This is a genomic window from Nonomuraea terrae, assembly GCF_044465245.1.
Classification (GTDB): domain Bacteria; phylum Actinomycetota; class Actinomycetes; order Streptosporangiales; family Streptosporangiaceae; genus Nonomuraea; species Nonomuraea terrae.
This window is the reverse complement of record NZ_JBITLL010000003.1, coordinates 290,636-316,816: the sequence shown is the minus strand read 5'-3', so window position 1 is coordinate 316,816 and position 26,181 is coordinate 290,636. Positions and strand designations below refer to the sequence as shown.

The window sequence follows — 26,181 nt, the reverse complement described above, 5'->3', positions numbered from 1 at the left end:
GCCGCCGGCTCAGGGGAGGTGCGCCGGTGCGGGCAGGGCGGGCGAGGAGAGCGGTCGCGCGAGGTCGGGCGGGCCGACGGCGACACGGCCCGGGTCGATGTCGGACGGTCCCGGCATGCGGCTGCCGGGCAGGCGTACGGCGGCGGAGCCCCAGGCCAGTGCCTGTGCCAGGGCCGCCGGGCCGCGGCCGCCCGCGGCCAGGAAACCCGCCAGCATGGCGTCGCCTGCGCCGACGGAGCTGCGCGGCTCGGTCACGGGCGCCTCGCCGTACCAGAGGCCGTCGTCCTCGACGAGGACGGCGCCGTCGGCGCCCAGGCTGGCCAGCACCGCCCGCGCGCCGGCCGCGCGCAGCTCGGCCGCGGCCGCGGCCACGTCGCCCAGGCACGTGATCGGCATGCCGGTGGCCGCCGACAGCTCCTCCAGGTTGGGCTTGACCAGTGCGGGCGCGGCGCCGAGCGCGTGTTCGAGCGCCGGGCCGCTGCTGTCGACCGCCATGTGGATGCCCGCCCCCGCGAACCTGCGGCACAGCCGCGCGTAGACGTCGGCCGGCACGGCGGGCGGCAGGCTGCCGGAGGCGACCACCCAGTCCGCCTCGTGCGCCGCGGACAGCACGGCCTCGGCGATCGTGTCGAGCTCGCCGGGCGACAGCGCCGTGCCGGGCTCGTTGATCTTGGTGATGGTGCCGTCGGGCTCGGCGAGCGTGACGTTCGACCGGGTACGCCCGTTCACCGGGACGGTCACCATGTCCAGCCCCTCGGCGGCCAGCAGGCCGACGAGCTGCCTGCCCTCGTCGCCGCCGTAGGGCACCACGGCCCGTGAGGCGACCGCGTTGGCGAGCAACGCCCGCGAGACGTTGACGCCCTTGCCGCCGGGGTCGAGGTGGGCGGTGGCGGCGCGGATCACCGCGCCCCGGTCGAGCGCGGAGATCTCGATGGTGCGGTCGAGGCTGGGGTTGAGGGTCAGGGTGAGGATCACGCGCGGATCACCTCCGGGCCCGCCGCCGCCACGTCGGCGGCCAGCCCCGTGTCCAGCCCCGTGTCGGTGATCACCACGTCGATCTCGCTCAGCTGGGCGAACGTGGCCAGGTACGTGTTGCCGAACTTCGTGTGGTCGGCCAGCAGCACGCTGCGTTGCGCCGCCTCGACCATGGCCCGTTTGATGGCCGCCTCGGCCGGGTCGGGCGTGGTCAGGCCCCGGGCCGGCGAGCAGCCGTTGGTCGCCATGAAGGCGACGTCCACGTTGACCGAGGCCAGCGGGCGCAGCGCCCAGTCGTCGACCGTGGCCAGGGTCTTGCCGCGCACCCGCCCGCCCAGCATGATCACGTGCAGGTTGGCGCGGGCGGCCAGGGCCGTCGCCAGCGGCGGGGAGTTGACCACGACGGTCAGCTCCCGGTCGGCGGGCAGCGCCTGGACCAGGCGGCCCGTGGTGGTGCCCGCGTCGATGATCACGGACCCGTCCTCGGGCAGCTCCGCCAGCGCGGCCTTGGCGATGCGCTCCTTCTCGGCGGTCATCACCTCGTCGCGGGCGGCCAGCGCGGGCTCGAAGCCGAGCCGTTCGACGGGGATCGCGCCCCCGTGCACCCGGCGCAGCACGCCCGCCCGCTCCAGCGCGGTCAGGTCGCGGCGGATCGTCTCGGTGGTCACGTCGAGCTCGGCGGCCAGCGTCACCACGTCGACACGGCCCGCGGCCCGCGCCCTCCGCAGGATCTCCTGCTGCCGCTCCTCGGCGTACATGATGTTGATTCACCACCGTTTCGAGTTGGTTTCCTCTGTGTTTATACCCGTTTTCGTTGAGCGGTCAAGAGTGTCGTGCCAAGATCTGGTAGGTATAGGCGGGTGCGAACGACACCCCTGACCGCCGTGCCCCTGCTCGTCGCCGCGCTCGCGACGCCCGCCCACGCCGCCGCGCTCCCCGCGGCTTCCGCGACGGTGCAGCCGCCGCGCGTCCCGGCCGGCACGACCGCGGCCTGGGTGGTGTACGACCGGCACGCCGGCAAGATCGTGGCCACCCGGAACGCGCACCGGAAGTACCGCTCGGCCTCGGTCGTGAAGATCCTCATCGCGATCGACTACCTGGAGCGGCGCGAGAGCGTGCCGCCGGCCGACGCCAAGTCGCTGCAGATCATGCTGCGCTCCAGCGACGACGACGCCGCCTCCGCCTTCTGGGACCGCCTCGGCAAGGGGCAGATCATCGTCAGGACGGCCCGCAAGCTGGGCCTGGCCGACACCACGCCGCCGCCCGCCGCCAAGCCAGGGTTCTGGGGTTACACGTCGCTGAGCGCGTACGACATCGTGCGCACCTACCGTTACCTGCTCGACCGCGCCGAGCCCAGGGTCAGGGACACGATCCTCGGCCACCTGCGCAAGGCCGCCCCGTGCGGGACCGACGGCTTCGACCAGACCTTCGGCATCCCCGACGCGGTGCCGCGGCCGTGGGCGGTCAAGCAGGGTTGGTCCGGGTTCGGCACGACGCCGCCCGTCAAGTGCGGCGGCGACGCCAGGGCCGTGGGGGCGCCCATCTCGTGGATCGCGCAGCGCGCCACCGGGTCGGGCGTGCCCGACTACGGGCGGCCGGTGCTGTACACGTCCGGGCTGGTGGGCAAGGGCGAGCGTTACGTCATGGCGCTGCTCACCGCCCACCCGGCGGGCGGCACGTGGAACGCCTCCGTCAAGCGCATCACCACGCTCACCCGCGACCTCTACCGTCACGTGACCGCCTGACAGCCGGGCCCGCCGCCTGTCGCCGGCGGAGGGCTGCGAGCAGCGGGCGAGCACGCGGGACGAAGCACAGCCTCGGCCGCCCGGGCCGGGCGGCGCCCGCATGCCCTAGCCGACGAAGGAGAACATCCGCACGCCGGGCTCCAGCGGCACGGGCGGGCCGGCGTAGCGGTGGACGCCGATGCCGTAGCCGTACTCGGCGCCCTCCTGGGCCACCTGCTCGAAGCCCTCGTCCTCGAACCAGCCCGAGATCACCGGCACCAGGTCGGGCTCGTGCCGGCCCCTCGTCCAGATCACCGTCGCGCCGGGGGCGCACAACTGGGGGAGCGTGGCGACCGTACGGCGGACGTCGTCGTCGGTGATGTTGCCGAACACCCCGCACGCCAGCACCAGGTCCGCCGGCACCGCCCCCGCGTACGCGTCCGTCATCGCGGCGTCACCGCACACCACCTCGACCCCCTCCGGGGCGTTGCGCCCGGCCTCGGCGACGTTGCGCGCGTCCAGCTCCACCAGGCGCGCCCGGACCTGCCCGCGCCGTGGATGCGCGGCCAGCACCGGCAGCAGGTCGCGCCCCTGCCCGGCACAGAGGCTGACCACGTCGGAGGCTCCCTCGTCGAGCGCCACCCCGATCCACCGCCGCACCGCGCGCAGCCGCCGCTCCAGTGACGAGCCGGGCTCGTCGTAGTGGTCGTGCCAGGAAACCCAGTCGATACGCGTCATGATGACTGATAGTCGTGGGGAATGGACAAGCGATCAACCCCTCTGTCCCGGGTGCTACGGCAGGCAGGCGGCCCCGGCGTCCTCGACGCCCTGACCGAACGGCTGTCCGGCGCCGACCTCACGACGCTGCTGCTGGAGGTGATGCGCCGCCGCTCGCGCCGCCTGTCGCCGGCCGACGTGCTGCGCCGCTACGGTCACGACCGCTTCGTCGCCCCCGCGCCGATCCCGTTCGCCCGGCTCCGGCGCGCCGAGGACGCGGTGCTGTCCGTGCTGCCGGACGACGTCGAGCTGATCACGCCGGCGCCGGTCGCGCCGCTCGGCACCCACGCCGTGCTCGGCCCGGTCGACCAGAACAACGTGGTCAGCACCATCAGGAATAGCGAGGTGGCCGCCGATCCCACCAACGCCCTCGCCCTGGAGGCCGCGGTGCGCCGCCGTGCCGACCCCTCCCGCCCGGTGCGCCTGGCCGCCGTGCAGCGCGTCGTCCGCGCCCAGCAGGTCGAAGGCGCCGCCTCCTACGCCCACTTCACCCTGTTCGCCCTGGTCACCGCCGGGCGCGACACCGGCGACCTGGCGTTCGAGCGCGAGCACGCGGCCGAGCACCTGGCCATCATGACCGCCGCCGTACGCGCCTGCGGGGAGGCCGATCCGCAGGCGCGCGTCACCGTTCTGGACGAGCGTTTCGAGCGCGTGGCGGCGGAGCTCGACGCGGCTCCGGACCCAGGGCGCAGCGGCGGGCGCGGCTACTACAAGGGCCTCTGCTTCAAGGTCTACGGCAAGGGCCTGGAGGTGGGCGACGGCGGCTTCGTCGACTGGACGGCCCGCCTGCTCGGCAACCGCAAGGAACGCCTCATCATCAGCGGCCTCGGCGTCGACCGGCTGAGCTAGAGGCCGTGGCAGGTCACCCCGGCCCGCGCCGGGGAGCACCGCCTGGCGCAGGGCGGCGGCCGATCCTAGGGCAGGGCGGCGCGCTCCTGCTCCAGGCGGACCTTCTTGGGCACGCACAGCCGCCAGGCGTCGAGCACCAGCTCACGCATCTCGGCGGCGTCGATGGCGGCCGGCCGTGCCACGACCCAGTTGAACCGCAGGTCCGACTCGCGTGGCAGCAGAAACTTCTCCGGCTCGGCCGCCACCAGCGCCGCCCGCTCCTCCTTCGGGAAGCCGAAGCCCATCAGCGTCTCGTCGCGCGAGAACGCCACGTAGACGATCCTGCCGACACGGAACTTCACCCGGTCGCGGATGAGGTGCTCCGACGTGCGCGGAAGCGTGAGCGCGAACTGGCGTACGTCCTCGACGGTGACCACACGGCCACGTTACCGGTTGCCCTCGGCGGCCGAGATGTCCGCGAGCGCCGAGCTCGGGTCGCGCTCGACGGCCAGGTCGCCCAGGCTCACGATGCCGATCGCGCGGCCGTCCTCGACCACCGGCAGGCGGCGCACGGCGTGCGAGCGCATGAGCTGCACGGCCTGGTCGATGCTCGTGTCGGGGCCGACGGCCTCGATCGACGGGCTGCACGCCTCACGCACCGGCGTGTCCGGGCCGCGGTCGTCGGCGATGACCCGCACCGTGATGTCGCGGTCGGTCACGATGCCCTGCATGCGACCGTTGTCGTTGACGATGATCGCTCCGGTGTCGTTGTCGCGCATCAGCGCCGCCGCGACGGACACCGGCTGATCGCCCTCGATGCACGCCGGGTGCGACGTCATCACATCTGCGACGGTCTTCGCCATGAGATCCTCCTGGTAGATCGGTCAGCGCACCCTCTACCCGGGTCGATGGGCGAATCACGACGCGGCCCGCATCCGGTGTCAGAGCCGCTTGGCCGCCAGCCTGATCTCGTCGAGCAGCACGACCAGGTCCTGCTCGGTGGTGTCCGGGTGCAGGAAGCAGGCCCGCAGCGCGTCGCGTCCGCTCAGCCGCGTGCCGGTGATGAAGGCGTTGCCGCGCCGCTGCACCGCCACCGGCAGGGCCCGGTTGAGCGCGTCCAGGTCGCCGGATCCCGGCGTGTGACGGAAGGCCGTGATCGAGGTGGTGACCGGCGCCATCAGCTCGAAGTCGCCGGCCTCCGCCACCAGCTCGGCCAGCCGCCGCGCCAGCCACGTCGTGTGGTTCACCAGGCGCGTGATGCCCGACCGGCCCAGGTACGACATGGTGGCCCACGTCTTCAGCGCCCGGAACGGGCGGGTCTGCTCCGGCCCGTACTCGGCGAACCACCCCAGGTCACCGGCGTTCTCGTCCACCAGGTACGACGGCACCAGGCTGAAGGCCGCCCGCGCCGCCGACGGGTCGCGCAGCAGCGCGCAGCCGCAACCCACGGGCACGCCGAGCCACTTGTGCGGGTCGAGGGCCAGCGAGTCGGCCCGCTCCAGCCCCGCGTAGTGCGGCGCCGCGCCGTCGGCCAGGATGCCGAGCGCGCCGTAGGCGCCGTCGACGTGGAACCACAGCCCGTGCTCGTCCGCGACGTCGGCGATCTCGTCCAGCGGGTCCACCGCGCCGGAGTTGACGGTGCCCGCGCTGCCCGCCACGCAGAACGGCCGCAGCCCGGCCGCCAGGTCCTCGGCCACCATGGCCCGCAGCGCCGCCACGTCCATCCGGTACGCCGCGTCCACCGGCACCGTCCGCACGTTGCGCGCGCCCAGGCCGAGCAGCTGGGCCGCCTTGTGCAGGCAGCTGTGGCCCTCCTCGGTGACGTACATGACCATGGCCGGGCGGCCGGACAGACCCTCCTCGCGGGCGTCCCATCCGTCGGCGAGCGCCGCCCGCTGCCGGGCGGTGGCCAGGCAGATCACGGTCGCCATCGACGCCCCGCTGGTCAGCAGCCCCCCGCCGGGCGGGTGCGGGAAGCCCACGAGCCCGGCCAGCCAGCGCACCACCGCCCGCTCCAGGTGCGGCCCGGCGTGGTCGCCGCCCGCGCAGCTCGGGTTGAACGCCGCGGCCAGCGGCTCCACGACGACGCCCGCCGGGTTGGGCGGCGAGTTCACCCAGCCGAAGAACCGCGGGTGCCCGTTGCCCATCGGGTACGGCAGCACGTGCTCACGCGCGTCCTCCAGCAGCGCGTCGAGCGGGCGGCCCTCCTCGGGCAGGTCCTGCCCGGTCAGCCAGGCGAGCTCGTCACCGGGCACCGGCCGCCAGACCGGCCGGTCGGCGACGCCCGCGAGGTGGTCGGCCATGATCTCGGCCGCCTTGGCTCCGGCCAGGCGCAGCTCATCCATCGGGCGTGTCCTTCCATATGTCGTGCTGCCCGACCCCGCCCAGCTCCATGGCCAGGTAGTAGACGCAGTCGGTGGTGCCGTCGTTGGCGAAGGAGTGGCGGCAGTCACCCGGGTAGTACGCCGAGTCGCCGGCCGCCAGGGCGTACGGCCTGCCGTTGATCGTCAGCCGCAGGCTGCCGCGCTCGACGGCGAGGTACTCCCGCGACCCGGGCGCGTGCGGCGCGAACTCGCCCGCGTCCACGCCCGGGCCGATGGTCGTGCGCATGAACTCGAACTCCACGTCGGCCAGCACCGGCGACAACACGCGCCGCTCCCAGCCGGACGGGTCGCGCAGCACCCGCTGCTCGGCGTGACGCAGCACCCGCACCGCCTCGTGCGCGGGCTCGTCCAGCAGCCGGGAGACGGACGTGCCCAGCGCCGTGGCCAGCCGGTCGAGCACGAGCACGGTCGGCGTCTTGGCGCCCCGCTCGACCTCGGAGACCATGCTGCGGCTGATGCCGCTGAGCTCGGCCAGCCGTTCGATGGACAGCCCGCGCGCCCGCCGCTCGCCGCGGATCCGCATGCCCAGCTCGGCCATGGACAGCCCGCTGGACAGCACCCCTTCGCCGTCCATGTCCTCCACTATAGCGGTGAAATGTCCGCTTTAGTGGAGAGCGTCTCCCGGTACGCGGCCAGCACCTGCTTGCGGCGCTTGGCCGGCAGCCGGTCGATGTAGAGGTGACCGTCGAGGTGGTCGGTCTCGTGCTGCAGGCAGCGCGCGAGCAGCCCGGTGCCCTCGACCGTGACCGGCTGACCGGCGGCGTCGAAGCCGCGCACGGTGGCGTGGTCGGGGCGGGGGAGCGGCGCGTACTGGCCGGGGACCGACAGGCAGCCCTCGTCGCCGGTGTCGAGCCGCCGCTCGCCCAGCCCGGGCAGCTCCAGCTCGGGGTTGACCACCACGCCCTGGTGCCGCTCGCCGTCGTCGTCGGGGCAGTCGTAGACGAACACGCGCAGCGGCACGCCGATCTGGTTGGCGGCCAGGCCCACGCCCTCCGCGGCGTACATGCTCGCGAACATGTCGTCGACCAGCGCCGCAAGCTCGTCGTCGAAGCGGGTGACCGGGTCGCACGGGTTGTGCAGCACCGGGTCGCCCACGTGCACGATCGGCCGGACCTCTCCCACGACTCTCCCTCCATGTCGACGCGACAAGTGTACGAGCGGAGGGCGGATGATCCGGCATGTCTCATATATCAAGACATTGTTTCTTATATGGTGAGATGCGGTTAGGGTGGCGTGATCGGAAAGAAGCGAAGGGGTTTGCCGATGGACGCCGTCTACACGCACGGCCACCACGAGTCCGTGCTGCGCTCGCATCGCTGGCGCACCGCGGAGAACTCGGCCGCGTACCTGCTGCCGCACCTGAAACCGCACATGAAGCTGCTCGACGTCGGCAGCGGGCCCGGCACGATCACCGCCGACCTGGCGGCCCGGGTCGGCCACGTCACGGCGTCCGAGGTGAGCGAGGACGCGCTCGGCCTGGCCAGGGCCGAGATCGCCGCCCGCGGGCTGGACAACGTCGACTTCGCCGTGACCGACGTGCACGCGCTGGACTTCCCCGACGACACGTTCTGCGTCGTCCACGCCCACCAGGTGCTCCAGCACGTCGGCGACCCGGTGCGGGCGCTGCGCGAGATGGGCCGGGTGACCAGGCCCGGCGGATACGTGGCCGTGCGCGACAGCGACTACGGGGCCTTCGCGTGGTATCCGCGGCTGCCCGCGCTGGACGAATGGATGGCGCTCTACCAGAGGGTCGCGCGGGGCAACGGCGGCGAGCCGGACGCCGGGCGGCGGCTGCTCTCCTGGGCTCGCGCGGCGGGTTTCACCGACGTCACCGCCACCTCGTCCACCTGGTGCTTCGCCACCCCGCAGGACCGCGCCTGGTGGGGCGGCATGTGGGCCGAGCGCGTGCTGAGCTCCGCCATGGCCGAGCAGGCCCTGGCGACCGGCGCCGCCACGGAGGCGGACCTGCGGCGCATCTCGGAGGGCTGGCTGGAGTGGGCCGCCGCCGAGGACGGCTGGCTCTCCCTCCTGCACGGCGAGATCATCTGCCGGGCCGGCTAGAGAGCCGCGCTCTCGGAGGCCCGTGCCTCCGGAGATCCGTGCCTTCGGGGGGCCGTGCCTTCGGGGAGCCGTGCCTTCGGAGATCCGTGCGGCGCGTCCGGTCAGAGGCCGAGGGTGTGGGCGCGCTGCCACTGCGGGTCGCGGTAGATCACCATGTCCGTGCCGACCATCTCGTCCGGGGCCGACAACATGGTGATCTCACCCACGGCCTGCAACTGCAGCAACAGGTCCCGCACCCGCGGCCCCACCGGCAACCGCCCCGGGGGCAGACCCAGCCCGTCCCTGACCGCGTCGGCGATCTCCGACAGGCGGAACGGGCCGTCGAAGCGCTCCACGACGCCGCGCACCATGGTCATCGTGATCAGGTGCTCGGCCTCGGCGTGCGCGAGCTGCCAGGTGACCTGTTCCCCGCGCCGGCCCGTCCCGGCGCAGGAGGAGCACGGCCGCCGCAGGCCCGGAGCGAGATCCTCCTCGGTCGAGCCGAGGCAGACCGAGCAGAGGCCGTTGTCCGCGGCGTGCACCTCCGCCGTCATCCGCTCGGCCAGCACGGCTCCGCAGGCGCAGGCGTACGCGTCGCCGAGCATCCCGGTCTGAGGGGAGATCACATGATTCGTCATCACTACGACTCTACCGCCGGGCGATCGTGCCGAATCAGGCGCGCAGGTCCGCCAGGCCGTGGAGGCGGCGCAGGGCCTTGCGGGCGGCGGAGGCGACCCGTTCGTCGGGGTGGTGGTCGATGAAGACGCGCAGCACCCCCGCCGTCCACGGATGGTCGCCGAACGCGAGGATGGCGATCGTCCCGGCCTGCTCCTCGGCGTCCATCCCCATGGCGACCGACTCGATCACCTCGCCGGTCTCGCCCCCGAACTCCAGCAGTGCCGCCGCCATGTCCACCAGCACCCAGGCGAGCTCCTCCGGGGCAGGCCGGCGGTCCTCCCGCCCGATCCTGGCGGCGATCACGGCGCCCAGCCGGGGCTCGCCGATCAACCCGGACACTGCCAGCCGCCCCTCGTCGCCGAGGCTGGAGGCCAGCAGCTCCACGCCGACCGCGCGGCTGAGCGGGCTCACCTCGCCGATCACCGAGGCGATCTCGAACGCCGCCGCGGCCCGCTCGCGGCCTTTCAGCCACCCCTCCAGCTCCTCGGCGCGCTCGGTCCGCGGGTAGGAGCGCAGGGCGTGCAGCAGGGTCGCCGCGTCGGCGTCGGCGAAGGAGCCCATGACCGGGATGTCCTGCCCGGTGGTCTCGGCGATGATCAGACGCGCCGCCCACAGGCCGAGCCAGCTCAGCGTGTACGGCTCCTCCTGGCGCACCAGGCCGAGGCCCGTGAGCGTCTCGGGCGCCGCCTCCTTGAGCGGTTCCCGCGACAGGTACATCCTGATCAGTTCGAGCAGCAGCCCTTCGTCGGCGGCGAGCCGTTCGCGGCAGTGCTGCGTCCAGGCGGCCAGCACGGCGGCGTCGTCGCCCTCCGGTTTCAGCTCGGCGGCGAGAGGGGCGGCGCGCACGGCCGCCGCGAGCGTGGCCTCGTCGGGCAACCGGACCGGGGGCTGCAGGGGCAGCGTGTAGTCGTCGTAGGAGCTCACCCGCCCATCCTGTCGCGAGATTTCGGCTAAAGTGCTGCTGAAACCGAAAAGTCGGAAGAAAGGAGGCGCTGTGATGTACCGCTCGTTCCCGGGCGCTCGCCGCGCCCGCTTCTGCTTCTCGGAGGAAGCATGCGTTTCCGTACTGCCGTCAAGGACGACCTAGACCGCCTGCTCGGCTGCGTCGTCGACGAATCGATCAGCTGGGCGCATCCCGGCCGGCTGCTGTCGTACCTGGACAGCGGCAACTACCGTCTCGACCGCATCTGGCTGGCCGAGGACGAGCGGAGCGGCGAGATTCTCGCCCGCGCCGTCTGGTGGGACTTCCCGGACGGCGACCGTCCGCTCGCGCTGGACTGCCTGTACGTCCACCCCTCGGCCGCCGACCGCGTCGAAGTGGCCGCCGAACTTCTGAGACGCGCCCACGCCGCGTACGGCGAGGCGCCCGAGTACCACGTCTTCGTCACGAACGGCTGGCGCGACGCCCCCACGGCCGCCGCCGTGGCCTGGCGGTGGGAGGCCGCCGGGCGCGCCGGGCTCACCGAGGAGCTCGAACGCCTGCGTTACGCCTGGACGGCCGACGACGGGCCAGTCCCCGAGCCGTCGCGGCGGCTGGAGTTCCGTGGCGATGACGACGACGAGGCGTTCGTGGCGGCCTTCCGCCGGGTGGCGGCCGGGACGCTCGACTTCCACACCCGCCAGGCCCTCCTCACCACCGACCCGACGGAACAGGCCAGGCAGGACGTGCGCGACTACCGTTCCATGCCGGGGGACCGGGCGTGGTGGCGGCTGGCGTACGACGGGGACGGGAAGCTGGTCGGCGTGGCCCTGCCGTCCGCCAACGACGGCGGGCCCGTCGTGGGCTACCTCGGGGTCGTGCCGGAGCGGCGCGGCCACGGCTATGTCGACGACCTGCTCGGCGAGATCACCCGCTGCCACGCCGCGCGCGGGGTGCAGCGGATCGTGGCCGACACGGACGCGGGCAACGTGCCGATGGCGCGGGCCTTCGAACGCGCCGGATACCGAAATTTCGCCATCCGTCTGGTTCTGTCGGCTAATCCCGTGAACGCGTGATGCGCGCGGCCCGCCGTACCGGCCAGGGTTGACCCCATGTGGGACATCGACATGTGGGACATCGACAAGCTGGACCTTGACGCCTATCTCACCCGGATCGGCTACGGCGGGCCGCGCACCCCCGACGCGCGTACCCTGCGCGCCGTGCACCTGGCGCACGTGCGCGCCATCCCGTTCGAGAACCTGGACGTGATCCTCGGCAGGGAGATCCTCCTCGACCTGGGCAGCCTGCAGGACAAGCTCGTGACCGGCGGGCGCGGCGGCTACTGCCACGAGCACAACCTGCTGTTCGCCGCCGCGCTGGAACGGCTCGGCTTCACCGTGACGCGCCACCTGGCCCGCATCCGCCTCGGCCGCCGCCACCTGCCCCGCTCGCACGCCACGCTCACCGTCCAGGCGGACGGCCGCACCTGGCTGGCGGACGTCGGTTTCGGCGGGGACGGGCTGGTCGCGCCCATGCCGTTCGAGGACGGCGCGACCCTGGAGTCGGGGCCCTGGCGGTGGCGGCTCGGCCGCGACGACGGCTTCTGGGTCCTGCACACGGGCGAGACGGAGCTGTACGCGTTCCGGCCCGATGAGCCGCACTTCCCGAGCGACTTCGAGGTGGCGAACTTCTACGTCTCCCGCAACCCCCACTCGCCGTTCACCCGCCACGTGCTGGTTCAGCGCACGACGGCCGACGCCCGAATCCGACTCCAGGACCACACCTTCACGACCGCCCCCGACCTGACCCGCCGGCTCACCACCGAGCTCGCCCTCCACCTGCCGCCCGCCGACGTCGAAGCCCTCCTGCCCCACCTCCGCCAGTGACTCCCGCCGATCGGCGCGCGTCGCGTACAGAGCCGGTCGCCAGCCGAAGACGAGCGCGCGACGCTGTCCCGGCCGGGAGACCAGAACAGGCCGCGTCGAGGGTGAAACCGCCTGTATGGATCCGTGCCAAGGCGTCATGACTGCGACCATCGGTGGCCGTCACGCGCAACCTTGGCGTCGAACCGGCGTGGGGGCGCAGGCGTCGCGTCGGGTTGCCGGCGGCGGATCGCGGCGCTCACGGCCGGGTAACGCCGTGGTAGTGCGGCAGGTCGAGCGGCGGCACAGGGAAGCCGCCGGCCGTCGGCTCGTTGGACAGTTCCTCGAACTCGGCGTCCACCTGTGCCTTCTTGGCCGCCTTGCGCCGCTGGTCGACGGTGTCGAACCGCATCCAGATGGCCAGCGCACCGATCACGATCACCGCGCCGAGCGCGATGCCGACCGTCTTGTTGCCCTCGTTGACGACCACGTTGCGGACCGCCGCCACGAGCAGGATCCAGGCCAGGTTGACCGGGATCAGCACCTTCCAGCCCAGCGACATCAGCTGGTCGTAGCGCACGCGCGGCAGCGAGGCCCGCACCCACACGATGAAGCTGAAGGTCAGGACGAACTTGATGAAGAACCACAACACCGGCCACCAGCCGACGTTCGCGCCCTCCCACAACGAGATCGGGAACGGCGCCCGCCAGCCGCCCAGGAAGAGCGTCACGGCGATGCCCGAGGCGGTGAAGGTGTGCAGGTACTCGCCCATCATGATCAGGGCGAACTTCAGCGACGAGGAGTACTCGGTCTGGAAGCCGCCGACCAGCTCGCCCTCACCCTCGGGCAGGTCGAACGGGATGCGGGCGGCCTCACCGAACATGCAGATCACGTAGATGAGGAACGAGGGGATCAGCAGCACCGCGAACCAGGTCTGCTCCTGCGCGGCCACGATCTCCGACGTGGACAGCGTCCCGGCGAACAGGAAGATCGCCACGAACGACAGGCCCATCGCGATCTCGTAGGAGACCACCTGGGCCGCCGACCGCAGACCGCCGAGCAGCGCGTACGGCGAGCGCGACGACCAGCCGGCCAGCACCACGCCGTAGACGGAGACCGCGCCCATCGCGAGCATGAACAGCACCGCGACCGGCAGGTCGACCAGCTGCAGCGGCGTCTGCACGCCGAACAGGTTGACCATCGGCGCGAACGGCACGATCGAGAACCCCAGGAACGCGGGCACCACCATGATCACAGGCGCCAGCAGGTACAACACCCGATCGACGGTCCGCGGGAAGATGTCCTCCTTCAGGCCCATCTTGATCGCGTCGGCCACCGACTGGAGCAACCCGAACCTGCCCGCCCGGTTGGGGCCGTGACGGTGCTGCATCCGCGAGATCAGCTTGCGCTCGAACCAGACCCCGAACACGACTCCGAGTGCCAGGAAGAGGAACAGCATCACGGCCTTGACGATGGTGATCCACAGCGGGTCCTTGCCGAAGTCGGCGAGGGTGGGATCGACCGCGAGAACGCCTGCCATGACGTGTTGCCCCTTCCTCTCCCCGGCACTCGTTCGGTCCGGAGCGGAAAGTCACGCTAACCGGCGAGCCGATCGGTGTATTGAACGAATGCGAACAGCTGCTTCGGTGTCATCTGCGCCATCGCCCGGATCTCCCGGGTGAGGTGCGGCTGGTCGGCGTAACCGCAGGCGACGGCCTCGTGCAGGGTGGCCGATGGCCGCCTCCACGTGTCCACCGTCCGCTCGAACCGGGCGATGCGGGCTACCGTCTTGGGCGACAAGCCCACCACCCGGCGGAATCCGAGCTCGACATAACGACGGCTGACGCCCAGCTCGCCGGCGAGCGACCCGATGGTGGGCGGGCCGGCCGGCTCCTGCAGCCGCCGCCAGGCGTGCATGATCAGGCCGTCGGGGCCGGCGTCGGGGCGCAGCCACGCCGTCAGCCGCTCCTCCAGCAGGCGGAAGCGGTCCGCCCAGCTCGCCGACGCGATCAGCCGGCCGGTCAGCTCCTCGGCACGGTTGCCGAGGAGGTGCTCCAGCCGCACGGTCGTGCCGGCCACCTCGCGTAGGGGCGTCCCTGTCAGCGCCGACATCCCGGCGGGGGTGAGCCCGACCGCGACCCCGTGACGCCACGGCGTGTGGGCCGAGAAGGTCGCGGTGGCACGGGGACCGGTGACGATCGGGCCCATGCCGGTGAAGTCGATGATCAGGGTGGCCGCGTTGAGCGGCAACATCCGGCTGGGGTCGGCGGGCGCTCTCTCCCGGATGCGAAAGCCGGCCCACCCCAGCACGTACGGACGCAGGTGCGGCGGTGACAGGCGGGCGATCATCTCGTACGGCTCCGCCTGTGGCTGCGTGGGCAGCGAATGAATCGCCATCACACCAGCATGCCTGCCCTGGTCTCACCCAGCAGGACGGCGTTGCGTATCGGTGCACCGAGGTGGCCGCGTGACTCCCTGGCCGGAGGTTCTCGACCGCATCGTGGCGGGCGACGACGAGGACCTGGTGATGTTCCTGGACGGGCTGAGCGACCCGGCCGGCGGGCGGTCGCCATCCAGCTCCCCGGCCACCTGCCGCGAGGCCGCGGCCCGGCTTCCCGCCGACCAGCGCGAGCGCGTGGCCGCCGCGTACGGCACGATCGCCGAGGCGGAGCCGGGACCACCGGTCGCCGCCGTCCCGACACGCGAGCAGGTCGTGGTCAACGCGTGCTGCGTGAGGGGACGGCGCGTGCAGGCTGGTCGTCGAGGGAGCCGGCGGAGTCGGGGGAGTCGGCGGAGTCGGGGCGATGGCGCGGCGAATGCGCACGGCCGGCGCGGTTGCCGAGCAGGGTCAGGGCGATGAGCAGGCCTGCCGCGGCGAAGAGCGCCGCGGTGGTGAACGCGGTGTGGTGCGCGGAGGCGAGACCCGGCGCGGTCGGGCCGTCGATGGCTCCACCACTGATGGTGACGGTGGAGCAGATGGCCACGCCGAGCGCGGTGCCGATGGCGAAGGAGGTGTCGCTGAGTCCGGCGGCCACGCCCGAGTCCCGTTCGGCGACGCCGCTCAGAGCACGCGATCTGCGCGCACACGGCGGCGATGCCCATCCCTGTGCCGAACACCACCAGGGCGATGAGCAGAAGGACGACGGAGCCGTCGGCCGAAAGCCGGGTCAGCATCAGGCAGGCCACGCCCAGCAGGAGTGTGCTGAAGGCGGCTACCGGCCGCACCCCGAGTCTGGTCACCACGCGCTGGCCGGCCACCGACGCCACGGTCATCGCGGCGGTCGTCAGGCCGAAGAGCGCCGCCGGCCAGCCCAGCACCTGTTGCACGTGCGCGGTGAGCATGATCAGCATGCCGTCGACGGTCATTCCGGCGATCAGCAGCAGCAGGTTCCCGCCGACCAGCGCCCGCGAACGCAGCAGGCGCAGCGGCAGCAACGGTGCCGCCGAGCGCCGTTCGATCACGACAAACAGCCCGGCCAGCGCCGCCGCGGCCACCAGCGGACCGCCGGCCCAGCCGCTCTCCGGCACCCGGGTGATGACATACACCAGCAGGGCCAGGGCCGACGTGATGGTCAGGGCGCCGGCGAGGTCGAACCCGCGGGTGCGGGCGTGGCTCTCGCTCAGCAGGAAGGGGGCGAGCAGCAGCACCGCCGCCCCCACGGGGACGTTGATCCAGAAGACCCACTGCCAACCGAGCGTGTCGGTGAGGAGCCCGCCGAGCAGCAGGCCCGCGGTGGCGCCGAACCCGCCGAGCCCGCCCCAGACGCCGAGTGCCCTGTTGCGTTCGGGACCCTCAGGGAAGGCGTTGACCAGCATCGACAGCGCGGCTGGGGCGATGATCGCCGCGGAGATGCCCTGCAGGGCGCGGGCGGCCACCAGCGCCTCGAGAGAGGGCGCCAGCCCGCACAACAGCGAGGCCGGCACCCGCAGCGCCACCCCGGCCAGGAATACCTTGCGGCGCCCCAGCAGGTCGGCGACCCGGCCGGAGAGCGGGAGCAGGCAGCTGAAGGCCAGCGCGTAGGCGGTTACCGCCCACTGGATCACGGGGCCGGACGGCTCCAGGTCGCGCTCGATGGCCGGCAGGGCTGACATCAGGCTCGTGCCGTCCAGGATGGTCATGAAGAACGCCGTCCCCAGCAGGGCAAGCACTCGCCAGCGGTTGCTCGTCATGATGCCGGTCCTTCTTCCGTCGTCCGCGCCTGTCGGCCAGGGCGTGGAAACATCCCGTCCACAGACACTTAAGCAGTTGCTTAAGTGTCTGTCCTTGCTCACCCAATAGTCAAGTATTCACTTAAGTGTTCTGGGCCTCGGCATCGATGTCGCCGAGCGTCCCGCCGCGCCTCTGCACAGCAAGCCCAGGCGGCCGGCCACCGCGTGCCCCCACGCGCGGGCGTCCGTCGACGTCGGCCTGCCCGCCGGGAGCCGGCACCCGCTCCCGCCGCCCCGCCCCGGAGAACGTTCGCGCGCCGGACCGGGCGATCTGCTGTGGGTTGACGTGCGGGCGGCCGCGCTCGCAGGTGCGAAAGGCGAGATCTCCGGGCTGGTGGAGATGGCCGCGCAAGCGCTCGTGCCGCACGAAGCGCGACGCCTGTACGAGCCATCTCCCCGCTCGGGTGACCCGTCACCGGCGTGACTTCCGGGGTCAGTCCGGGTGTTCGTGGGTGAGGACGTGGCGGGTGAGTTCCACCCGGCGGTGAACGCCCAGCTTGGCGAAGGCGTGGCGGAGGTGGCTGTCGACCGTGTGCCGCGACAGGAACAGGGCCGTTGCCACCTCCCGGTTGGTCATGCCCTGCGCGACGAGCCGCACCACGCGCAACTCGGCCGGCGTCAACGCCGCCCACCCGGAGGCCCGTGGCGCAGAGACGTCAGCGCCCGCCATCGCGGAGGCGGGCCCGCTCCCACCGTCGCCCCTCCCTTCCCGCCGGTCGTTGTCCGGCCTCTCAGGCTGACCGCCGCCCTGCCCCTCAGGACGAACGCCGTCCGGCCCTTCCCGTCCGCCGCCGCCCGGCACCATCCCCTCGGCCGGGGAAGGGATCCGGGAGATGCCGCACCTTTGATACACCTCGCGGGCTTCGGCGTGCCGGCCCGCCTCCTCCAGCGCCGCCGCGAGCCCGAGCGGGCGCGGCCCCGCGCGGTACAGCTCGATCGCCTCCTCCAGGCGCCCCTCGACGTGCGCGGCCGAGGCCGTGAATGACCTGATGCCGGGATTGCGCCGGGCAAGGTCCCGCACGAACTCACGGACCCCCGGCACCGCCCGCAGCCGCGCCGCCTCCCACGGCTCCAGCACGACCAGGTACGCCAGCGCCCCTGCCCACGCCTGAGCCCGCTGGCGTCGAGCGGGCGTCCCGTCCTCCGTGAACGGGCCGGTCGGTGGGATCGGGTCAGTCGGGCCGGGCGCCGGGCGGGGGTATGTGAGTGGGGTGGCGGCGTCCAGGAGGAGGCGGCGCCAGTGCAGTTCGGCGGGCACCAGGCCGGGCCCGAGTCCGGGCCCGAGTCCGGGCCGGAGTCCGGGCCCGAGGGTGGGTACGTCGCCGGTCAGGTCGCGGGCGCGGTCCACGTACGCACGCGCTGCTTGCAGGTCCCCGCGCAGGAGTGCGACCTGGCCGAGCACGCCGAGGAGGACCGGGGTCAGGGCCGGGGCGGAGAGGCGGCGGGCCACGCGGAGGCCCGTCTCCGCTTCCGCCGCCGCCTCGTCCACCCGTCCGGCCGCCAGCAGCAGGCCGGCCCTGAAGCGGTGGAGCAGCGGCGACGACCAGGCCGTGCCGAGGCGTCCGGACTCCCGTTCGACCACCGCGTACGTCTCCTCCGCCTCCTCGAACCGGTCCAGGGCCGCCAGCGCGGCGCCCAGCCAGAGCCGGGGATGCCGGTGCGCCGCCTCGCCGCCGGCCGCGTCCGCCAGCGCCACCGCCCGCGCGGCGTGCCGCAGCGCGCCCTCGGGATCGCCTCGGAACAGCGCCACCGCCGAACGCGCCTGCAACCCCACCACCTGCGCGAACGCCTCTCCGGAGGCCACCGCCGCGTCCGCCGCCCGGTCGGCCGCGTCGAACGGGCCGGACATCACGAGCGCGTGCGCGCGTACGGCCAGCAGCCGAGCCCGCTCCCGCACCGGCACACCGGGCAGGGCGAGCGCCCGGGCGGTGCGGCGGATGACGCCGCGGTCGTCACCGGCGTGCTTGAGCGCCTCCGCCAGCCCGAGCGCCACCTCTGCCGCCTCGGCCGGCCCGATGGTGACGTCACGCGCGTCGGCCACCTCGCGCGCCTCGGCGAGCCGCCCCGCCGACGCCAGCAGCCGCACCACCCTTGCCGCCAGCCCTGGGCGCTCATCCGCGGCGGGTGTGCCCGGGGCGGCGGGCGCCGCCAGTTCGAGAGCCCGCAGCATGAGGTCGGCGGCGGCCGACGGCGCGACGGCGGTCATGTCCTCGGCGGCGGCCCGCAACTCCCGGATCGCCGCCACGTCGCCCGCCCGCGCCCCGTGCCGCAGGTGCTCGGCCAGCTCGGCCGCCGGCCGGCCCTCGCGCCGCAGCACGGCGGCCGCCTCGCGGTGCAGCGCCGCCCGGACCGCCGCAGGGAGGCCGTCGTAGACCGCCTCCCGGATGAGGTCGTGCCGGAACGTCAGCCGGTCACCGTCCCCGACCAGCGCGCCGGCCCGTACGGCCGCCTCCACGTGCGCGAGCAGGGCGCCGGGCGGCGCGCCGAGCAGCCCGGCGGCCTCGTGCACGGTGAACGGCCGCCGCAGCACCGCGCCCGCCTCCAGCAGCCGCCGCGCCTCGGCGGGCAGGTCGCGCAGCCGCCGTCCGACGGCCGCGCCGAATCCGGCGGGCAGCTCGGACCCCGCGACCTCGGCAATGCCGCGGGTCACGGAGATCCGGCCCTGCGCTCGCAGCCCGTTCAGCACCTCCGCCAGCAGGAACGGGTTGCCGCCGCCGGCCCGCGCGAGCTCCAGCACCGACGGGCCAGGCTCGGCCCCGAGCAGCCGCGCGCAGAACGCGGCCGCCTCGCCGGGATCGAGCGGCGGCAGCGTCACGCGCCGGGCGCCCTCGGCGAGGAGAGCGTCCACCGCGGTCTGCGCGGGGAACGGCCGCCGCCCCAGCAGCCACACCACGGGCGACCCGGCGAGCTCCGGGACGAGGTGCCGTAACGCCAGGCAGGTCAGCTCGTCGGCCCACTGCGCGTCGTCCAGCACGACCACCACCGGCCGCGTCAGGGCGGCCCGCCCGATCATCGCCCCGGCCCGCTCGACGGCCGGGAACCCCGCGGGCACCCCACCGCCCCGCACACCCGGCACCGCGCCACCCCGCCCACCGACCACGCCGCCGTCGTGCTCACCGGGCGCGCTGCCGTCACGCCCCCCGAGCGGGCCGTGCTGATCGGCCGGGTCGTGGTGGCCGGCCGGGCCGCGGTGGGCCGGGTGGCCGGTCCGGCCGGGGGGCTCGGCCGGGGGGTGGTCGATGGGGTCATGGGGCTTGGCCGGGGTGGGGGTGCCGAGTCGGGCGAGGGCTCGGAGGAGGGTGGAGAGGGGGGCGACGCGGTCGAGCTCGGTGGCGCGTGCGTACGCGACCGTCATGCCGCGCGCCCGCGCGAGCCCCGCCGCCTCCTGCAGCAGGAGGCTCTTGCCGATCCCGGCCGGCCCTTCGGCGACCAGGGCTCCGGAGCCTGCCGCCAGCATCTCGGCGACCGCGCTGAGCGCGTGCCGCCTGCCCACCAGGTCCACGTCAGCGATTCTGCCCGTCCGCGAGCCGGGCGCGGACGACGACGTCGTGCAGGGCGTCCCCGGACGTGGCCCGCTCGGGCAGTCGCGACGCCTCCCGCGCCTCCTCCAGCGCGGCCGTCATCCGCGCCACGTCCGGCTCCGGGTCCAGCCCGGCGGGCGCGGCGACGTGCTCGGCCGCCCGCTTGGCCGCGACCAGGTCCGGCAGGTACGCGGGCCCGTACTCGTACAGGCGGGTCAGGTCGGCCTCCAGTTCGCCGGTGCGCATGAGGTGCGTGCCCGTGGCGAGCACGCGGAAGGTGTACAGCAGCGGCTTCAGCTCGCCGCTCCTGCCGAACAGCCGCCACTGCGTGCGCGCGAACCCGAGGTAGTGGTGGGCGTGGTGCCGGGTCACACACCCGGGGGCGAGCGCGACGAGCTCCTCGTGCACCGGCGAGGACGCCACGACCAGCGGCGACAGCAACTGCTCCAGCACGTAGCCGTTGCGCCCCAGCAGCAGCCGGCAGAACTTGGCCACGTCATGGGTGACGAGGTCCACCTCCACGCCGTCGCGCGTCCACGTACGGTCCAGCGTCGCCGGGCCGTCGCGCAGCCCCGCCACCTCCGCGACCGGCAGGACGTGCGCTCCCCGCAGGTCCACGTCGGAATCCGCCGAGGGGAACCCGTACAGATGGGCCCCGCTCACCGTCGCGAAGACCGACGGGTACGGCTGCCCGCCCGGGATCTCCGGCAGCCAGCCCGGCAACGCCGTCACAGGAACTCCTTCCGTACGCCGACCAGGAACTCATCCACCCGCTCGCGGTCCGGCAGCGGCGGCAGGACGCTCGGGGTGGCGGCCAGCTCCGCCGACAGGGCAGCCCGCCAAGCGTCCACCTCCGCCCACGGCACCTCGCCGCGCCGGATGGCGAGCAACCGCTCCCGGTGCTCCCCGACCCGCACCGACGGCTCGCCGTGCCGTACCAGGTGCAGGCCGCTCAGCAGCAGCCGAATCATGTGCATGGCCTGCTTCCACTTCGGCCGTTCCGGATCGAGGCGGCGGAACTGGTCCTCGGCATAGCCCGCGAACGACCGGTGCGCCCGCTGCGACAGGAACGCCTCCCGCAGGCCGAGCAGCCGCCGCCCGGCGGGCGTGACCACCTCCACGAGGGGCGACCACAGGCACTCGAGAACGGTGGGGTTGGCTTCGAGGGCGAGGCGGCAGAAACGCTCGACCTCCCACGAGAACTGCTCCGGCAGCGGCCCGTGCCGGTGCGTGGGCGGTTTGTCCAACCGCCAGAAGGCGGCGGTGGGGGCCGCGAACACGCCACGCCGGTCGGTGTCGGAGGCGTCCGTCTCCAGCGCGTACGCACGGGATCCCACCACCACGGAAAGGATCATGTCTTCGCTCACCCGTCATATCTTGCGCCATGGGGGACCGCCTGTTCTGATCGAGAAGTGAGCGGCTACGACGACACCTACCGGCACAGCATCGAGCGGCCCGAGGCGTTCTGGGGCGAGGCGGCACTCGGGATCTCCTGGGACGAGGCGCCCGCCACCGTGTACGCGGACGGGCGGTGGTTCCCCGACGGACGGCTGAACACCTGCTACAACGCCCTCGACCGGCACGTGGCGGCGGGCCGGGCCGGGCAGGCGGCGCTGATCTACGACAGCCCGGTCACCGGCACCACCCGCGCCTACACCTACGCCGAGCTGCTCGACGAGGTGGCGAGGACGGCAGGCATGCTGCGCGACCTCGGTGTGACGGCCGGCGACACCGTGGTGATCTACATGCCGATGGTGCCCGAGGCCGTGGTCGCCATGCTGGCCTGCGCGCGGCTCGGGGCGGTGCACTCGGTGGTGTTCGGCGGGTTCGCGGCCAGGGAGCTCGCCGTGCGGATCGACCACGCCAGGCCCAAGGTGGTGCTCTCGGCGTCGTGCGGCATCGAGCCGGCGCGGGTGGTGGCGTACAAGCCGCTGCTGGACGCCGCGCTGGAGCAGGCCGGGCACGCGCCCGACCGGTGTGTCATCCTGCAGCGGCCGCAGTGCGCGGCCGAGCTGCGCGACGGACGCGACCTCGACTGGGCGGGGGCGGTGGCCGGCGCCGAGCCGGCCGGCTGCGTGAGCGTGGCCGCCACCGACCCGCTCTACATCCTCTACACCTCCGGCACCACCGGCTCGCCCAAGGGCGTCGTCCGCGACAACGGCGGCCACGCGGTCGCGCTGCACTGGAGCATGTCCCACGTGTACGGCGCCGCGCCCGGCGAGGTGTACTGGGCCGCCTCCGACGTGGGCTGGGTGGTCGGCCACTCCTACATCGTCTACGCCCCGCTCCTCGCGGGCTGCACGACGGTCCTGTACGAGGGCAAGCCCGTCGGCACCCCCGACCCCGGGGCGTTCTGGCGGGTGGTGGCCACGCACGGCGTGCGCACGCTGTTCACCGCGCCGACCGCGATCCGCGCCATCAAAAAAGAGGACCCATCCGGAGATTTCGCGAAAAAGCACGATTTGTCCAGCCTGCGCTACCTCTTCCTCGCCGGCGAGCGCCTCGACCCCGACACCTATCACTGGGCCTCCGACCTGCTCGGCATCCCCGTCATCGACCACTGGTGGCAGACCGAGACCGGCTGGCCGATCGCCGCCAACTGCGTCGGCATCGAGCGGCTGCCCGTCAAGCCCGGTTCCCCGACCAAGGCCGTGCCGGGCTGGGACGTGCGCGTCCTCGACTCCGACGGCGGCGACTGCCCGCCCGGCGTCGAGGGCGCGGTCACCGTCAAGCTGCCGCTGCCGCCCGGCGCGCTGCCCACCCTCTTCCGCGACGAGGCCCGCTTCACCCGCTCCTACCTGGAGCGTTACCCCGGCCACTACCTGACCGGCGACGGCGGCCACCTCGACGAGGACGGCTATCTCTACGTCATGGGCCGCATCGACGACGTGATCAACGTGGCCGGCCACCGGCTGTCGACCGGCGCGATGGAGGAGGTCGTCGCCGCCCACCCCGACGTGGCCGAGTGCGCCGTGATCGGCGTCGCCGACTCGCTCAAGGGTCAGGTCCCGATGGGCTTCGTGGTGCTCAAGGCGGGCGCCGGACGCGACCAGGAGGAGGTCGAGCGCGAGCTCGTCGCCCTCGTGCGCGAACGCATCGGCCCCGTCGCCGCCTTCCGCCGCGCCGTCGTGGTCGCCCGCCTGCCGAAGACCCGCTCCGGCAAGATCCTGCGCGCCACGATGCGCGACATCGCCGACGGCCGCCCGTACGAGGCGCCGTCCACGATCGAGGACCCGGCGGCGCTGCCGGAGATCGCCGACGCCATGAAAGGGACATGAGATCGTCTCGCGAAGGCGCCTCCGCAATCGGGGCTTACAACGCATGATGGGACATCCCCAGTCCCCCGGGAGCAGGCCATGATCGAGACCCCGAGCTACGCCGACGCCCTGAGGATCCTCGGCTGCAAGGACGGCAGGCTCGTCAAGGTCGTCGGGTTCGCCTCGACCGCGGCCCGCACCGGATACGCCCTGGCCGGCAGCGGTCAGCTGGCCACGACGAGCCTGCGCGACATGCGCGAGGCCATCGTGGCCTTCGGCGAGGACGTCGTCCGCCGCATGCCGGAGCCGAGGCGCGGCGTCGACCGGTTCACCCGCACCCAGCGGCTGGCCGCGGCGCACGCCGTCATCGTCGTCTCGGCGTACTTCGAGGCGCTCGGCGAGGCGCGGCTGCCGTTCACGCTGGAGCGGCTCGACCGCGGCGAGACGATCTCCCGGGGCGTGCCCACCCGCGAGAGGTTCGCCCGGCTGGTGGCCGCGCTGCTGCTGGAGCGCCTGCCCACGCCGGAGCCGCACGTGCCGTACGCCGACACCCGCAAGGAGGTCGAACGCGTCTTCCTGCGCATGTCCGAGGCCGTGGCCGGATACGTCGGCGGCCTGTCCGTCTGGGACGAGCTGAGCGCCGACGAGCGGCTCCTGCTGCCCCGCCTGCTCGCCGAGGGACCGCCCGCCCGGGCCCTGCGCACCTACGACGAGGACTACCGGTCGCTGGCGCTCGACAGCCACGAGTTCGGGGTGCGCAGCCTGGTCACCGATCGCCCCCAGCGGGCCACGGCGCTGTCGCGGGTCGCCTGGCTGCTGGCCGAGCTGGCCCCGCCCCGCGTCGGGGACCAGCCGCTGATCCACCGGGTCAGGATGGCCGCCAACGCCCTCGACCAGCCGCTGCTGCTGGCCGGCAAGCTGCCCGAGGACGTCTCGCTGCCGCTGCTCGGCGAGGGCTACCTCAGCCCGCGCTGCCGGGTGGCGGAGCTCACCCGCGAGTCCGCGCCCGCCGACCGCGTCTGGTGGGAGGAGCGGCGGCTGCTGCCCGACCCGGAGGCGTTCCTGGTGGGTCACCTGACCTCGTTGCGGGCCACGCAGGCGCCGCTGCTCGTGCTGGGCGAGCCGGGCTCGGGCAAGACCAAGCTGACCGAGGTGCTCGCCGCGCGCCTGGCCCGCTCGGAGTTCCTGCCCATACGGGTGGAGCTCGGCGGCGTACGCGCCCGCGCCGGCGTCGCCGAGCAGATCGAGCAGGCCGTCGCCGCCGTGCTGGGGGAGAAGGTCGCCTACGCCGACCTCGTGGCGGCCGGCGACGGCGCGATGCCGGTGATCCTGCTGGACGGCTTCGACGAGCTGGTCCAGGGCGGCGTCCACCGCTACGACTACCTGGAGCGGGTACGCGAGTTCCAGGCCGCCGAGGCCGGCCACGGGCGTCCCGTCGCGGTGATCGTGACCAGCCGCACGGTGGTGGCCGACCGCATCCGCTTCCCTCCTGGGCTGCTCGCGCTGCAGCTGCGGCCGTTCGACGACGACCAGGTACGCCAGTGGCTCGACATCTGGGACCAGGCCAACCGCGCCCTGCTCGCCCGCCGCGACCTCAAGCCCCTGACCGCCGAGGCGGCGCTCGTGCACGGCGAGATGGCCCGCCATCCGCTGCTCCTGCTGCTGCTCGCCCTCTACGACGCCGGCGGCAACGCGTTGCACCACGACCACGGCCCCCTGGCCCGCTCCCGCCTGTACGAGGTGCTGCTGCGCGACTACACCGAACGCGAGACCGGTGGCGCCCATCGGGTGGCGATCGACCAGGAGCTCGTCCTGCTCGGCGCGGTGGCGCTGTCCATGCTGGCGCGCGGCAGCCAGGTCATCACCGACGAGGCGCTCAACCGGGATCTGCCCGCCCTGTGCCACGGCGGCGAGGAGGACCCCGGCGAGGACGAGCCGCGCGTCGACTGGGCGCGCCGGGCCACCGAGCGGTTCTTCTTCGTCCGCCGCAACGGCCACGCCTTCCTGCACTCGACGTTCGCCGAATTCCTGGTGGCCTGGCTGACCCTGTACGCCGTACGCGACCTCGACCGGCGCCGCCGCCTGGTCGGCGACGAGCCGCTGGCCCTCGTGCAGGCCGTGGACGACGACCTGCTGTACGCGGTCACGTCCCACTCGTGCCTGGCCGAGCGCGGGCCGACCGTCGGGTTCATCCTGGAGCTGCTGGACGAGGTGCCCTCGGCGGTGCGTGCCCGCTGCGCGGACCAGCTGGCCGGGCTGCTGCGGCGCTCCCTGCACGAGCGGCCGCGGCGGCACTTCACCGGGTTCCGCCCGGTACGGCACACGATGACCCGCCGCCTGGCCGCCTACTCCGCGAACCTCACCCTCCTCATCGTGGCCGCCTCCGAGCAGCCGGTCACCGTCTCGTCGATCCTGCGCGGGCCCGACCATCTGGAGCGGTGGTCGTCGCTGACGTACCTGTGGAAGGGACAGCTCGGGCAGGAGGGCTGGGACGGGCTCGTCACCGCCCTCGCGGCCCGCCGGATCATGGCGGACGGCGTGGAGGACGTCGTGCTCGGGGCGGACGCGGACGCCGGCGCCATGGGAGACGTGGTCGTCGCGGTCGCCACCGGCCACACCCCCCGCCACCGCAGGCTGCTCGACCTGCTGCTGCGGGCGGTGGGGGAGGGTCGGTCACTGCCGTACCGGGAGCGCGCCGGCATCCTGGAGGAGCTGCTGCGCACGGCCGGCGTCCGCACGCCCGCCCTGCACCGGGCGCTCGGCGCGCTGTGGCGCGAGGAGGGTGCCGACCGGGCCGAGCTGCGGCCCCTGCTGGAGGCCCTGCTCGCCGACCCGGCCGACCGGCTCTCGACCTGGGACCAGCTCGTCAAGGCCGGCATCCCGGAATCGGCCCTGTGGGAGATCCACCAGGACGCCCTTCTCCCCGGCGACCCGCGCCGCCTCGACTGACTGCCCCCGGGCCCTCGACTCCACGCGTGCGTGCCGCCCGGGGCGGAGGGCCGGCCGT

General features: G+C 73.5%; 23 protein-coding genes. 7 read left to right on the top strand and 16 right to left on the bottom strand.

The genetic code is table 11. The features are described 5' to 3' along the window. Window positions 1-9: 9 nt before the first annotated feature. Window positions 10-975, bottom strand: a complete 966-nt coding sequence (pfkB, locus tag ACIBP6_RS13970) for a 1-phosphofructokinase (RefSeq protein ID WP_132616804.1) — start codon at window positions 973-975, stop codon at window positions 10-12. After that, a complete protein-coding gene (locus ACIBP6_RS13965; protein ID WP_397052044.1) occupies window positions 972-1,733 on the bottom strand; it encodes a DeoR/GlpR family DNA-binding transcription regulator in 762 nt (253 codons plus the stop codon). Before ACIBP6_RS13965 ends, pfkB begins: the two co-directional genes overlap by 4 nt. A gap of 102 nt (window positions 1,734-1,835) precedes the next feature. Here ACIBP6_RS13965 and ACIBP6_RS13960 point away from each other — a divergent pair, with 102 nt between their 5' ends. Beyond that, window positions 1,836-2,720 carry a hypothetical protein gene (locus tag ACIBP6_RS13960; protein ID WP_397052042.1) on the top strand — a complete coding sequence of 295 codons (885 nt, stop codon included), beginning with the start codon at window positions 1,836-1,838 and terminating at the stop codon, window positions 2,718-2,720. 105 nt (window positions 2,721-2,825) lie between these two features. Here the strand turns inward: ACIBP6_RS13960 and ACIBP6_RS13955 are convergent, their stop codons facing one another. Continuing rightward, entirely contained in the window at window positions 2,826-3,437 is a 612-nt protein-coding gene (locus tag ACIBP6_RS13955; protein ID WP_397052040.1) for a class I SAM-dependent methyltransferase, read from the bottom strand. Window positions 3,438-3,458: 21 nt separating this feature from the next. Between ACIBP6_RS13955 and ACIBP6_RS13950 the strand changes: the two genes are divergently transcribed. Further along, entirely contained in the window at window positions 3,459-4,325 is an 867-nt protein-coding gene (locus tag ACIBP6_RS13950) for a hypothetical protein (protein WP_397052038.1), read from the top strand. 65 nt (window positions 4,326-4,390) lie between these two features. Here ACIBP6_RS13950 and ACIBP6_RS13945 read toward each other — a convergent pair whose 3' ends face one another. The 5 genes from ACIBP6_RS13945 to def form a co-directional block, all read right to left on the bottom strand. Further along, window positions 4,391-4,741 carry an MmcQ/YjbR family DNA-binding protein gene (locus tag ACIBP6_RS13945; protein WP_397052036.1) on the bottom strand — a complete coding sequence of 117 codons (351 nt, stop codon included), beginning with the start codon at window positions 4,739-4,741 and terminating at the stop codon, window positions 4,391-4,393. Between the two features lie 9 nt (window positions 4,742-4,750). Then, window positions 4,751-5,167 (bottom strand): CBS domain-containing protein, encoded by a 417-nt coding sequence (locus tag ACIBP6_RS13940; RefSeq protein ID WP_132616816.1) that lies wholly within the window; start codon window positions 5,165-5,167, stop codon window positions 4,751-4,753. A 78-nt stretch (window positions 5,168-5,245) separates the two neighbouring features. Continuing rightward, complete coding sequence (locus tag ACIBP6_RS13935) at window positions 5,246-6,649, bottom strand: pyridoxal phosphate-dependent decarboxylase family protein (protein WP_397052034.1); 1,404 nt, start codon at window positions 6,647-6,649, stop codon at window positions 5,246-5,248. After that, window positions 6,642-7,262, bottom strand: a complete 621-nt coding sequence (locus tag ACIBP6_RS13930) for a helix-turn-helix domain-containing protein (protein WP_187368229.1) — start codon at window positions 7,260-7,262, stop codon at window positions 6,642-6,644. The genes ACIBP6_RS13935 and ACIBP6_RS13930 overlap by 8 nt, the downstream gene beginning before the upstream one ends. 8 nt (window positions 7,263-7,270) lie before the next feature. Beyond that, window positions 7,271-7,810, bottom strand: a complete 540-nt coding sequence (gene def, locus ACIBP6_RS13925) for a peptide deformylase (RefSeq protein ID WP_397052032.1) — start codon at window positions 7,808-7,810, stop codon at window positions 7,271-7,273. A 141-nt stretch (window positions 7,811-7,951) separates the two neighbouring features. On the opposite strand from def, the gene ACIBP6_RS13920 reads away from it, so the two are divergent. Further along, entirely contained in the window at window positions 7,952-8,749 is a 798-nt protein-coding gene (locus tag ACIBP6_RS13920; protein ID WP_397052030.1) for a class I SAM-dependent methyltransferase, read from the top strand. A gap of 101 nt (window positions 8,750-8,850) precedes the next feature. On the opposite strand, the gene ACIBP6_RS13915 is transcribed toward ACIBP6_RS13920, so the two are convergent. Both ACIBP6_RS13915 and ACIBP6_RS13910 read right to left on the bottom strand, forming a co-directional pair. Further along, window positions 8,851-9,366 (bottom strand): hypothetical protein, encoded by a 516-nt coding sequence (locus ACIBP6_RS13915; protein ID WP_397052028.1) that lies wholly within the window; start codon window positions 9,364-9,366, stop codon window positions 8,851-8,853. A gap of 34 nt (window positions 9,367-9,400) precedes the next feature. Continuing rightward, window positions 9,401-10,330 carry a hypothetical protein gene (locus ACIBP6_RS13910; RefSeq protein ID WP_397052026.1) on the bottom strand — a complete coding sequence of 310 codons (930 nt, stop codon included), beginning with the start codon at window positions 10,328-10,330 and terminating at the stop codon, window positions 9,401-9,403. Window positions 10,331-10,459: 129 nt separating this feature from the next. Here ACIBP6_RS13910 and ACIBP6_RS13905 point away from each other — a divergent pair, with 129 nt between their 5' ends. Together ACIBP6_RS13905 and ACIBP6_RS13900 are read left to right on the top strand one after the other, a co-directional pair. Next, complete coding sequence (locus ACIBP6_RS13905; RefSeq protein WP_397052024.1) at window positions 10,460-11,401, top strand: GNAT family N-acetyltransferase; 942 nt, start codon at window positions 10,460-10,462, stop codon at window positions 11,399-11,401. 36 nt (window positions 11,402-11,437) lie between these two features. Continuing rightward, window positions 11,438-12,211, top strand: coding sequence for an arylamine N-acetyltransferase (locus ACIBP6_RS13900; protein WP_397052022.1), 774 nt, complete (start codon window positions 11,438-11,440; stop codon window positions 12,209-12,211). 235 nt (window positions 12,212-12,446) lie between these two features. Here ACIBP6_RS13900 and nuoH read toward each other — a convergent pair whose 3' ends face one another. The 6 genes from nuoH to ACIBP6_RS13870 form a co-directional block, all read right to left on the bottom strand. Further along, on the bottom strand, window positions 12,447-13,727 hold the full coding sequence (gene nuoH, locus ACIBP6_RS13895; RefSeq protein ID WP_397052020.1) for an NADH-quinone oxidoreductase subunit NuoH: 1,281 nt from the start codon (window positions 13,725-13,727) through the stop codon (window positions 12,447-12,449). A gap of 56 nt (window positions 13,728-13,783) precedes the next feature. Then, complete coding sequence (locus tag ACIBP6_RS13890; protein ID WP_397052018.1) at window positions 13,784-14,584, bottom strand: helix-turn-helix transcriptional regulator; 801 nt, start codon at window positions 14,582-14,584, stop codon at window positions 13,784-13,786. 24 nt (window positions 14,585-14,608) lie between these two features. Beyond that, the gene (locus ACIBP6_RS13885) at window positions 14,609-16,357 is read right to left on the bottom strand and encodes an MFS transporter (RefSeq protein WP_397052016.1); all 1,749 of its coding nucleotides are present in this window, start codon (window positions 16,355-16,357) and stop codon (window positions 14,609-14,611) included. Window positions 16,358-16,829: 472 nt separating this feature from the next. Continuing rightward, on the bottom strand, window positions 16,830-19,898 hold the full coding sequence (locus ACIBP6_RS13880; protein WP_397052014.1) for a helix-turn-helix transcriptional regulator: 3,069 nt from the start codon (window positions 19,896-19,898) through the stop codon (window positions 16,830-16,832). A gap of 1 nt (window position 19,899) precedes the next feature. Beyond that, window positions 19,900-20,649 carry a nucleotidyltransferase domain-containing protein gene (locus ACIBP6_RS13875; protein WP_397052012.1) on the bottom strand — a complete coding sequence of 250 codons (750 nt, stop codon included), beginning with the start codon at window positions 20,647-20,649 and terminating at the stop codon, window positions 19,900-19,902. Continuing rightward, window positions 20,646-21,284: a nucleotidyltransferase domain-containing protein gene (locus tag ACIBP6_RS13870; RefSeq protein ID WP_397052010.1), complete on the bottom strand. Its 639-nt coding sequence runs from the start codon at window positions 21,282-21,284 to the stop codon at window positions 20,646-20,648. Before ACIBP6_RS13870 ends, ACIBP6_RS13875 begins: the two co-directional genes overlap by 4 nt. 45 nt (window positions 21,285-21,329) lie before the next feature. On the opposite strand from ACIBP6_RS13870, the gene ACIBP6_RS13865 reads away from it, so the two are divergent. Then, window positions 21,330-23,195 (top strand): propionyl-CoA synthetase, encoded by a 1,866-nt coding sequence (locus ACIBP6_RS13865; RefSeq protein WP_397052008.1) that lies wholly within the window; start codon window positions 21,330-21,332, stop codon window positions 23,193-23,195. A gap of 78 nt (window positions 23,196-23,273) precedes the next feature. After that, window positions 23,274-26,123 (top strand): NACHT domain-containing protein, encoded by a 2,850-nt coding sequence (locus ACIBP6_RS13860; protein ID WP_397052006.1) that lies wholly within the window; start codon window positions 23,274-23,276, stop codon window positions 26,121-26,123. The last annotated feature ends 58 nt before the right edge of the window (window positions 26,124-26,181 follow it).